Below are 9,411 nucleotides of genomic sequence, written 5' to 3' on the forward strand. Positions count from 1 at the left end.
TGATCGAGCCCTTCTTGGTCGAGGTAATACGCTCCTGCAGCGCGCCCATCTCGGTTGCCAGCGTCGGCTGATAGCCTACGGCGCTCGGCATACGGCCAAGCAGCGCGGAAACCTCGGAACCTGCCTGCGTGAAACGGAAAATGTTATCAATGAACAACAGTACGTCCTGTCCTTCCACATCGCGGAAGTATTCCGCCATCGTCAGGCCGGACAAAGCCACGCGCATACGCGCTCCGGGAGGCTCGTTCATCTGGCCATAGACCAGCGCGGTCTTGTTAATAACGCCAGATTCCTGCATTTCGTTATACAGGTCATTACCCTCACGGGTACGTTCGCCTACGCCGGTAAATACCGAAATACCACCATGCTGCTTGGCAATGTTATTGATCAGCTCCATGATGATAACCGTCTTGCCGACACCCGCGCCGCCAAACAGACCAATCTTACCGCCCTTGGCATAGGGGGCGATCAGGTCGACGACCTTGATGCCGGTTTCAAGGATTTCTGTGGTGGATTCCTGCTCCTCATACGAGGGAGCGGGACGGTGGATCGGCCAACGCTCATCGGTCTCCACGGCAGGCTTGTTATCTACCGGTTCACCGAGCAAATTGAAAATTCGGCCGAGATTGGCATTGCCGACCGGAACGGTAATCGGTCCGCCCGTATCAACCGCCTGCATGCCGCGCACCAGACCGTCCGTCGATTCCATCGCGATACAGCGCACGGTATCCTGACCGATATGCTGTGCAACTTCGACCGTTACCACGCGGCCGTTCGTCTCAATCGTGATGGCATTCAGCAGCTTGGGCAGTGCGTCAGCAGCGAATTTAATGTCCAGCACCGGTCCAATGATCTGAACAACGGTGCCAATATTCTGCTCACTCATTGGCAAAACTCCTAATTATGAATCATCTTATGCGCCAACCTCGCCGGAACCCGCAACGATCTCTGTGATCTCCTGCGTGATGGCCGCCTGACGGGCGCGGTTATAAGACAGGTTGAGATTTTCGATCATCTCGCTGGCGTTATCCGACGCAGCCTCCATTGCCATACGGCGTGCGGACTGTTCGGAGCAGTAGCTTTCCACCACCGCGCCATACAGTACACCGTACATATATTCCGGAATGATCGCGTCAAAAACCGCCTCTGGCGAGGGGTCGTACTCGGTCAGCACCTTTGCGCCGGTACTTTCCTCCTGCTGTTCTCTGGCAAAGCTGGCCGGAAGAAGCTGGATACATTTGGGTTCCTGCTGCAAAGGTGAAACAAACTCTGTATAGCAGAGGAACACTTCGTCCACCTTGCCGTCACGGTACAGGGCAAGCATCTCATCAATGATGGGATGCGTATCCTCAAGGTGCAGTCCTTCGGCAACGCCCGGGTAATCCCGAACAACGCCCCACTGACGCTTTCCGTAATACTCCTGCGCCTTCTTGCCAACCGTGATGACCTGCGCCGGCTTATCTCCCATCTCAGCAGCGGCCAATTTGAACAGATTGGCGTTATACCCGCCTGCCAGTCCGCGGTCGCCCGCGATAACGATATACAGGCTGTTTTTTACCTCGCGGCTGCGTGTGTAAACCGAGTCGCCGTCGCGCGTCTCAGCAGCCAGGCGGGTAATCGTCTGATACATCGTATTAAAATAAGGGCGTGCAGCCAGCGTACGCTCCTTCGCGCGACGCATCTTGGAGGATGCCACCAGTTCCATCGCCTTGGTAATCTGCATGGTGGACTGTACCGACTTGATGCGGCGCTTAATGTCCTTCATGTTGCCGGAAGCCATTGGTTATTCCCCCCTTCGCTTACTGCTCGGAAAGGAACTTTGTTTTGAATTCCTCAATGACCTTAGACAACTTTTCCTTCGTATCATCATCCAGCTGCTTGGTGGTACGAATGGTTTCAGGAATATCACCATAGGCGCCGTCAATATACGCAAACAGCTCCTTCTCAAACGCGCCAACCAGATTGGCCGGCACATCGAGCAGCTGGCCCGAAACGACCGCGTAGATGATGATAACCTGCTTTTCAACCGGAATCGGGCTGTTCTGCGGCTGCTTGAGCACCTCAACAATTCGCGCGCCCTGATCCAGACGCTTTTTGGTATCCGCGTCAAGGTCAGAACCGAACTGTGAAAACGCCTGCAGCTCACGATACTGCGAATACGCCAGCTTCAGCGTACCGGCAACCTTCTTCATCGCCTTGATCTGCGCGTTGCCGCCAACACGGGATACCGAAATACCAGGGTTAACCGCCGGACGAATGCCGGAGTTAAAGAGCTCGGTCTCCAGGAAAATCTGGCCGTCCGTAATTGAAATCACGTTGGTCGGGATATACGCCGAAACGTCGCCCGCCTGCGTCTCAATAATCGGCAGCGCAGTCAGCGAACCGCCGTCCTGAATATTGGCTGCACGCTCCAGCAGACGGGAGTGCAGATAGAATACGTCGCCCGGGTATGCTTCACGTCCTGGCGGACGATGCAGCAGCAGCGAAAGGGCACGGTAAGCCACCGCATGTTTGGACAGGTCATCATAAATAACCAGAACGTCCTTACCCTTATGCATAAAATATTCACCGATCGAGCAGCCCGCATACGGCGCGATATACTGCAGCGGCGCAGACTCAGACGCGGTTGCAGCAACAATGCAGGTATAATCCATTGCACCATTCTGCGCCAGCGTTTCTGCTACCTGCGCAACGGTCGAGCGTTTCTGACCGATTGCAACATAGATACAGATGACGCCTGTGCCCTTCTGGTTAATGATAGTGTCCAGGCAGATGGCGGTTTTACCCGTCTGACGGTCACCGATAATCAGCTCGCGCTGACCGCGGCCAATCGGAATCATTGAGTCAATCGCCTTAATGCCGGTCTGGAGCGGCACATTAACCGGTGCGCGCTCAATAATGCCGGGCGCCGGACTTTCGATCGGGCGCGCCTCAGAGGTCTCAATCGGGCCCTTGCCGTCAATCGGCTTGCCCAGCGCGTCCACAACGCGGCCAAGCATGGCCTCACCTACGGGAACTTCGACGATGCGCTTGGTGCGCTTTACCGTGTCGCCTTCACGGATATTCTGGTCGGAACCCAAAATAACGGCGCCGACGAGATCCTCTTCCAGGTTCTGCGCCATGCCGTATACGCCGCCCGGAAATTCGAGCAGCTCGCCGGACATGCAGTTTTCCAGACCGTGAACGTGCGCAATACCGTCACCAACGGTGACAACAGTACCAACGTCGGTCAGCTTAATCTGGCTCTGATAGTGCGTAATCTGCTCTTTGATAATGTTACTAATTTCTTCGGGGCGTAATTCCATAAAGTCACCTACTTCCTTACGCGATAGTATTGGTCAGCCGTGCGGCAATCTCGCTGAGACGAGTGCGCAGGCTGGTGTCAAACTGCTCGTTGCCCAATTTGACAACGATACCGCCAATCAGACTTTCGTCGACCGACGTAACAAGCACCACCTGCTTACCGGTAACGGCGCTCATTTTGGTTTTGAGTTTTTCGGTCAGTGCATCGCTCAGCGGCTTTGCCGTCACAGCATGCACTTCCACGATACCGTTCTCAAAATAATAATGTTCTTTATATGCCTGACACATGTTACGAATCAGACCAACACGGCCCTTTTCGGTAATCAGCATCAGAAAGTTGAGCAAAAATGGCTCGATGCGGCCTTCAAATACGCTTTTCAGAACACTTTGTTTGTCCTCCAGCGCAATGGACGGCGTTTGCAGCACCTTGAGAAAATCCGGCTCGCGTACAAACACCTCACAGACCTCGGTCAGCTCGTCCAGATAGGCTTTTTCCTTCCCCTCTCCGGCTGCAACCTCATACAGAGACAGCGCATAACGCTCGCTTACAATATCGGCCACTTACGCTCACCCCACCTTGTCGATGAACTCTTCGATGAAGCGCTCGTGGTCCTCTTCCTTCACGTCGCGCTCCACAACCTTGGACGCAATCAGCACCGAAAGGTTCGCCACCTCGTCCTTGATCTCGTTCATCGCCTTTTTGCGCTCCTGCTCAATCGTGCTTTCCGCCTTTTTGAGCATAGCGGCTGCCTGCTGCGTGGATTCCTTCAAAATCTCCTCGCTGCGCGCAGTCGCACGGCGGGTAGCAGAGCCCACGATTTCGGCCGCCTCTTCCTTGGCTTTGGACAAGCGTTCCGTGTATTCGCTGCGGAGCTGCTCCGCTTCCGTCTGCGCCTTGTCAGCGGCTTCATACATGGTCTGCACTTCCTGCTCACGGGCAGCCATCATCTTGCGCACCGGTTTGAACAGGAATTTTTTAATAATCAGAAACGTAATCAGCGTATTGCAGATCGTTACGATGATTTCCCACGGCGTAAAGCCCACGAACGGCATAATATTTGCCACAGGTTTACCTCCTTCCCTGATGGAAGCATTTCATGCCGTGTGCGCTTAGAACTGGCCGACAAACGGGTTGGCGAACAGAAGAATCAGCGCAACAACCAGCGCGTAAATACCGGTGGACTCGGCCATTGCGATACCGAGAATCATGGTACGGGTGATATCGCCCTGCGCTTCCGGCTGGCGGCCGATGGCCGCACATGCCTGACCGGCAGTATAACCTTCACCGATACCAGGGCCAATACCGGCGATCATCGCCAGGCCGGCACCCAGAGCGGACATGCCTGCTACAAATGCTTTGGGATCAATGCTCATGATAATTTCCTCCTGATTTTTAACTGAATCGTTTATACGGCTTTTGTCAGCCCGTGCTGCGCGCATCACCGACATAAGCCATCGTTAACATGCTGAAAATAAACGCCTGCATCGCCGAAGTGAAGCAATCGAAATACAGGGACAAAACACCCGGCAAACCGATTTGCAGCAGCGGCACCGGCAAAAATCCAAGTATTGCATTGCTCAGCACCCCCATCGCCGCCATCAGCAGCGTGGAGATAACCAGACCGCCCGCGATATTGCCAAAGTGACGGAACGACATTGCCACCGGCGTTGCAACCTCGCTGAGTACGTTAAGCGGTGCCATAACAAATACCGGTTCAAGAAAGCCTTTGAGATAGCCGCCAATACCGTTATACTTAATTTTGTTGAACGTGATCAGGAAAAAGGTAATCAGCGCCCAACCAAGCGTGGTATTCAGGTCGCCCGTTACCGGACGCATGAAAAACAGCGACGCCATCGAGCCGCAAAATGAAAACATCAGCAGCGTTGCAATATACGGCGAAAAGCTGCGGTTATTCGGCCCCATGGTACTATCCACCAAGTTGTCAATCATCTGCACTGCTTTTTCTGCCAGCGCCTGCTTGCCTTTCGGAGCTTTTTCCATCCGGCTTGTCAAGAACACGCACAGCAGCAATATAAACAGCATCACAATCCACGCATTACGCATGGTTTCCGTAATCGGCTGCCCGCCGATCAGCGGAATACTTTCCGGAATTTCCCACAATATTTTGGGGCCGTTAATTTCGACTCCTCCCATTTTTCAGTTTCCTCCTCCTTTCCTCAAAAATATGCTGGAACCTACGAGGATAATCTTGGGAAAAAACAGCGGCAATATCGCTGCAACTGGGTGAATAAAGGGCGCTTTTATTGCGATTACAACCATCACCCCTGTGAGTATATAGCGAAAAAAGTATCCGCGGCGCACAATGCCCGTTCCCTGTGCCGGCGGAAACATCGCCGCCTTGGCAGCGCTGTTTGCAATCATCCGAAACAGCAGAAGCGAGTATCCTGCGCCAAGCAGCAGGCTGACGCCGGCCCGAACCGGTTCGCTGCCAACAAGCACAAATACACCGAAAGAAATCAGCGTCAGCGGCACAAATGCACGCAGCATGCGCCGTGTCTCTTCACGGGCAATCTCTCTCCCCGTCATCATGGCAGCTTATCCTTTTTTTCGCTTTCTCTGGCTTTCCGCTCGGTAAAGCGCAGAAAGTCCCGCAACCCACAGGCTGCAACGGCAACACCCAGCAATATGCCGGCCACTACCACACCATTCCCCCAGCCAAACCGTCGTCGCAGCCAAACTGCTCCCAAACAGCAAAGCAACGGGGGCGTGATTACAGTGAAGCCCACCTGACTGAAATAAATCAGATATCGCAACACCGACCAATCGCTTTTTCGATTCCTCACCATATTCTCCCTAAGATTTTTTGATGCTAAGGCACAGTCCTGCCAAAAGGCCGAACCGTCCCCTATCCCACACATCAGTTCTATTATACCTGAACCCGCAAAAAATTCAAACCCTTTTGTAAAAATCCATATAGTTTTTTATTTTTTGAAGAAATCATATTACACACTGCACAAAGAAAAAGGACGCAATCCGACAGACTGCGTCCTTCTGTTTATTATTTTTTAAGTACGGCCTTACAGGAAACGCTTCATTCCTTCAGTCGCTGCCGCGGGGTCTTCGCTCAGCGAAACAGTGAAATTCACGCTGTGCTTGGCAGAAAAGTCATCCAGCGCGTTAAGGAAGCTTTCGGCCTTGGCCGCATCCTTGCTGGAATCGGCAATCTTGTACAGCCCGTCAATAAAAATGCGGGTAATATCATAGTTGCCGGCATGGATACCGCACACAAAGCCCAGCAGGCTCTCATAATCCTTGACCGGATACTCAGTCGCATCAATCAGGCGCGCATCATGCGAAATGTCAAATGTCAGCTTATTGCCGCGCGAAATGCAGACAACGCTGCCCTTTTCTTCTTTTACCGCGGTGTTGACCTGGTCAATCAGTTCCTTGGTCTTGCCAGAGCCCGTACCGCCAATGATAAGTTTTACCATAAGTTATTCCTCCCAACCTTTGAGGTTATTCATAGTGTACCATAGATTCACTAAAACCTCAAGACTGTTTTATCAACTTCTCGTCAATTTGTCTGATTTTCCTTTTGCTGACCAAACAGCCCTGACCAGAAATCTGAAAGCAAATCAAGCAGGCCTTTTACCTGCACTGTTTCTGCGGCAGTCAGCGGCACCTGTAAAATAGCCTCTCCGCCGCTTAGTATGGAAAGTTCCCCAATTTTCTGCCCTGCTTCCACAGGCGCAGTCAACTTTTCCGGCAAATCCAGTCTTGTTTCCAACTCTGCCGCCTTTTCCTTTTCAATCACCAGGCCATCGCTGTTTTCCAGCACCGGCTGCACAGACGGTTCGCTTCCCAATTCTACCGGTATGGGCTGCAAAAGATCAGCCTGCGGCGTGTAGGACACAAAATTTGCAAAACCATAGTTGAGCAGCGCCGTTGCGTCTGCCATGCGGTCCTCTTTGGTAGGGGCAGCCATGACAACGGCAACCAGACTCAATCCATCCCGCTCGGCGCTGGCCGATATACAAAACCCTGCTTCCGAAATATATCCTGTTTTCAGTCCAGTCAACCCCTGATAGCGCCTGAGCATCTTATTGGTGTTAGCCAATGAAAATTTTCCGCCGCGAATGCTGTCCATCCAAATGCCGGTATATTCCAGAATTTTAGGGTGCTTCAGCAGCTCGCATGAAATCAGTGCCAAATCATGCGCGGAGGTCAACGTTTTCTGCCCCATACCGTCCAGGCCGTTGGCATTGATAAACTGCGTCTCCGTACACCCCAGCTCGGCCGCCCGTACGTTCATCCGCTCTACAAAGGCAGCTTCGGTGCCCGCAAGGTGTTCGGCCACCGCTACTGCGCAGTCGTTCGCCGAACCAACTGCAATCGCCTTAAGCATCTCATCCAGCGAAAGCTGTTCCCCCGGCTCCAGCCAAATCTGTGTGCCGCCCATAGAGCAGGCATATTCGCTGCCTGTAATCATGGTATCCAACGTTACCTCGCCGCGTTCGAGTGCCTCCATCGTCAGAAGCATGGTCATGATTTTGGTAACCGACGCAGGCTGAAGCGGCTCGTCTGCATGATAGGAATACAGTTCCTGTCCATTTGCAGCATACAGCGCGGCAGATTTTGCATGCAGCACGCCCATTTCAGGCAGAGCAAGCGCAGTCTGCATCAAAAGCGCACAGCAAACCGGCAGACAGCAGATGATCTTCTTCATTCGCGCATCCTCCTTTTGTGCCAGCTTATGCTGCGCTTTCCGCAAACATGTCTGCTCTCTTTTTCTTTTGAACCGCTGAACATACCCTGGCTTGGATGCCGGAGCAAAAAATATATTGACATTTTTCTATGTGTTGCATATAATAACACATAGACATTGATCTATGGGAGGTGATTGAGCGCAATGGACGAAAAAAGACTTGCGGTAATTTTCAAAGCGTTTTGTGATGAAAACCGCATTAAGATTATCAATCTGCTGCGTTCCGGTGAAAAATGCGCCTGCAAACTGCTGGAAGAAATCAATGTCACGCAGCCCACGCTTTCCCACCATATGAAAATCCTTTGTGACGCCGAAATTGTTGTCGGGCGCAAAGAGGGAAAATGGACGCATTATTCCATTTCAGCAGAAGGTGTGGCACAAGCAAGGGAATATTTGCAGCAGCTGACAACACTTGATATCGCACAGGAAGATAAGTCGTGCTGTGAAAAGTGAAAGCGTTTATGCACTGCTTTTCCGCACGACTTATATTCGGCGCTTTAAATAGATATATTTCAATATAACTATATGAAAGAGGATTTTATGGAGACGCTAAAAACACTTTGGGGATTTTTTCAAAATGAAATCCTCGGCATGCGCTGGCTGAATCGCCTCATTGAAACAGCTTTGAACGCTTTTGGTTTAGATACCGCGGGAAAAATAGGCGCAAGCATTCAGTTTTTCATCTATGATACCGTAAAAATCATGCTGCTGCTCGGTATTTTGATTTTGATTATTTCGTATATTCAAAGCTATTTTCCCCCCGAAAGAACAAAAAAGATACTTGGCAGATTTCACGGGATATGGGCAAATATCATTGCCGCATTACTTGGTACGGTAACGCCATTTTGTTCGTGTTCCTCTATTCCGTTGTTTATCGGATTTACAAGTGCGGGTTTGCCGCTTGGCGTTACATTTTCCTTTTTGATTTCTTCGCCAATGGTCGATCTTGGCAGTCTCGTTTTGCTGATGAGCATTTTCGGTTGGAAAGTTGCTGTTTTGTATGTGATTTTCGGCCTAATGATTGCTGTAGCTGGCGGAACCCTCATCGAAAATCTGCACCTTGATCATCAAGTGGAAGAATATATCCGAAACGGTCACTCGATTGATATTCCACAGGAAGAACTGCATTTCAAAGACCGTATGAAATTGGCGTGGGAACAGGTCATCGAAACCGCCAGAAAGGTGGCCCCTTATGTCCTGATTGGTGTTGGTATTGGCGCGTTGATTCATAACTGGATTCCGGAAACGCTTATCGTCAAAGTGCTTGGCGACAACAATCCCTTTGGTGTCATTCTGGCTACCCTTGCAGGCGTTCCAATGTATGCGGATATTTTCGGCACAATCCCGATTGCAGAAGCCTTACTTGCAAAGGGTGCTTTGC

12 protein-coding genes are annotated in these 9,411 nt (G+C 51.6%); 2 read left to right on the plus strand and 10 right to left on the minus strand.

The annotated features are described in order from the left end of the window. From atpD to ACOYIE_RS06525, 10 genes are all read right to left on the minus strand, one after another. A partial coding sequence (atpD, locus tag ACOYIE_RS06480; RefSeq protein WP_433411552.1) for a F0F1 ATP synthase subunit beta occupies positions 1 to 886 on the minus strand: 886 nt, incomplete at its 3' end. Positions 887 to 913: 27 nt separating this feature from the next. After that, on the minus strand, positions 914 to 1,780 hold the full coding sequence (atpG, locus tag ACOYIE_RS06485; RefSeq protein ID WP_433411554.1) for an ATP synthase F1 subunit gamma: 867 nt from the start codon (positions 1,778 to 1,780) through the stop codon (positions 914 to 916). Positions 1,781 to 1,799: 19 nt separating this feature from the next. Then, positions 1,800 to 3,305: a F0F1 ATP synthase subunit alpha gene (gene atpA / locus ACOYIE_RS06490; RefSeq protein WP_433411556.1), complete on the minus strand. Its 1,506-nt coding sequence runs from the start codon at positions 3,303 to 3,305 to the stop codon at positions 1,800 to 1,802. A gap of 16 nt (positions 3,306 to 3,321) precedes the next feature. Next, positions 3,322 to 3,864, minus strand: a complete 543-nt coding sequence (gene atpH / locus ACOYIE_RS06495) for an ATP synthase F1 subunit delta (RefSeq protein WP_433411558.1) — start codon at positions 3,862 to 3,864, stop codon at positions 3,322 to 3,324. A gap of 6 nt (positions 3,865 to 3,870) precedes the next feature. After that, positions 3,871 to 4,368, minus strand: a complete 498-nt coding sequence (gene atpF / locus ACOYIE_RS06500) for a F0F1 ATP synthase subunit B (RefSeq protein WP_433411560.1) — start codon at positions 4,366 to 4,368, stop codon at positions 3,871 to 3,873. Between the two features lie 45 nt (positions 4,369 to 4,413). After that, positions 4,414 to 4,677: an ATP synthase F0 subunit C gene (gene atpE / locus ACOYIE_RS06505; protein WP_433411562.1), complete on the minus strand. Its 264-nt coding sequence runs from the start codon at positions 4,675 to 4,677 to the stop codon at positions 4,414 to 4,416. A 46-nt stretch (positions 4,678 to 4,723) separates the two neighbouring features. After that, positions 4,724 to 5,458: a F0F1 ATP synthase subunit A gene (locus ACOYIE_RS06510; protein ID WP_433411564.1), complete on the minus strand. Its 735-nt coding sequence runs from the start codon at positions 5,456 to 5,458 to the stop codon at positions 4,724 to 4,726. Positions 5,459 to 5,461: 3 nt separating this feature from the next. After that, positions 5,462 to 5,854, minus strand: coding sequence for an ATP synthase subunit I (locus ACOYIE_RS06515; RefSeq protein WP_433411566.1), 393 nt, complete (start codon positions 5,852 to 5,854; stop codon positions 5,462 to 5,464). A gap of 488 nt (positions 5,855 to 6,342) precedes the next feature. Continuing rightward, positions 6,343 to 6,756, minus strand: coding sequence for a hypothetical protein (locus ACOYIE_RS06520; RefSeq protein ID WP_433411568.1), 414 nt, complete (start codon positions 6,754 to 6,756; stop codon positions 6,343 to 6,345). 83 nt (positions 6,757 to 6,839) lie between these two features. Then, positions 6,840 to 7,991, minus strand: a complete 1,152-nt coding sequence (locus tag ACOYIE_RS06525; protein WP_433411570.1) for a D-alanyl-D-alanine carboxypeptidase family protein — start codon at positions 7,989 to 7,991, stop codon at positions 6,840 to 6,842. A gap of 183 nt (positions 7,992 to 8,174) precedes the next feature. Between ACOYIE_RS06525 and ACOYIE_RS06530 the strand changes: the two genes are divergently transcribed. Both ACOYIE_RS06530 and ACOYIE_RS06535 read left to right on the plus strand, forming a co-directional pair. Continuing rightward, positions 8,175 to 8,483, plus strand: a complete 309-nt coding sequence (locus ACOYIE_RS06530) for an ArsR/SmtB family transcription factor (RefSeq protein WP_433411572.1) — start codon at positions 8,175 to 8,177, stop codon at positions 8,481 to 8,483. 87 nt (positions 8,484 to 8,570) lie between these two features. Continuing rightward, positions 8,571 to 9,411 (plus strand): permease (locus tag ACOYIE_RS06535; RefSeq protein WP_433411574.1); only part of this gene is annotated, 841 nt, incomplete at its 3' end.

The sequence above is a fragment of the Agathobaculum sp. genome, from assembly GCF_050946325.1.
GTDB lineage: Bacteria > Bacillota > Clostridia > Oscillospirales > Butyricicoccaceae > Agathobaculum.

Excerpts from the sequence above, each read along its gene's own strand:
- ACOYIE_RS06525 (WP_433411570.1), bottom strand. The coding sequence starts at position 7,991 with ATGAAGAAGATCATCTGCTGTCTGCCGGTTTGCTGTGCGCTTTTGATG.
- ACOYIE_RS06515 (WP_433411566.1), bottom strand. The coding sequence starts at position 5,854 with ATGATGACGGGGAGAGAGATTGCCCGTGAAGAGACACGGCGCATGCTG.
- atpA (WP_433411556.1), bottom strand. The coding sequence starts at position 3,305 with ATGGAATTACGCCCCGAAGAAATTAGTAACATTATCAAAGAGCAGATT.
- ACOYIE_RS06520 (WP_433411568.1), bottom strand. The coding sequence starts at position 6,756 with ATGGTAAAACTTATCATTGGCGGTACGGGCTCTGGCAAGACCAAGGAA.
- ACOYIE_RS06510 (WP_433411564.1), bottom strand. The coding sequence starts at position 5,458 with ATGGGAGGAGTCGAAATTAACGGCCCCAAAATATTGTGGGAAATTCCG.
- atpG (WP_433411554.1), bottom strand. The coding sequence starts at position 1,780 with ATGGCTTCCGGCAACATGAAGGACATTAAGCGCCGCATCAAGTCGGTA.
- ACOYIE_RS06530 (WP_433411572.1), top strand. The coding sequence starts at position 8,175 with ATGGACGAAAAAAGACTTGCGGTAATTTTCAAAGCGTTTTGTGATGAA.
- atpE (WP_433411562.1), bottom strand. The coding sequence starts at position 4,677 with ATGAGCATTGATCCCAAAGCATTTGTAGCAGGCATGTCCGCTCTGGGT.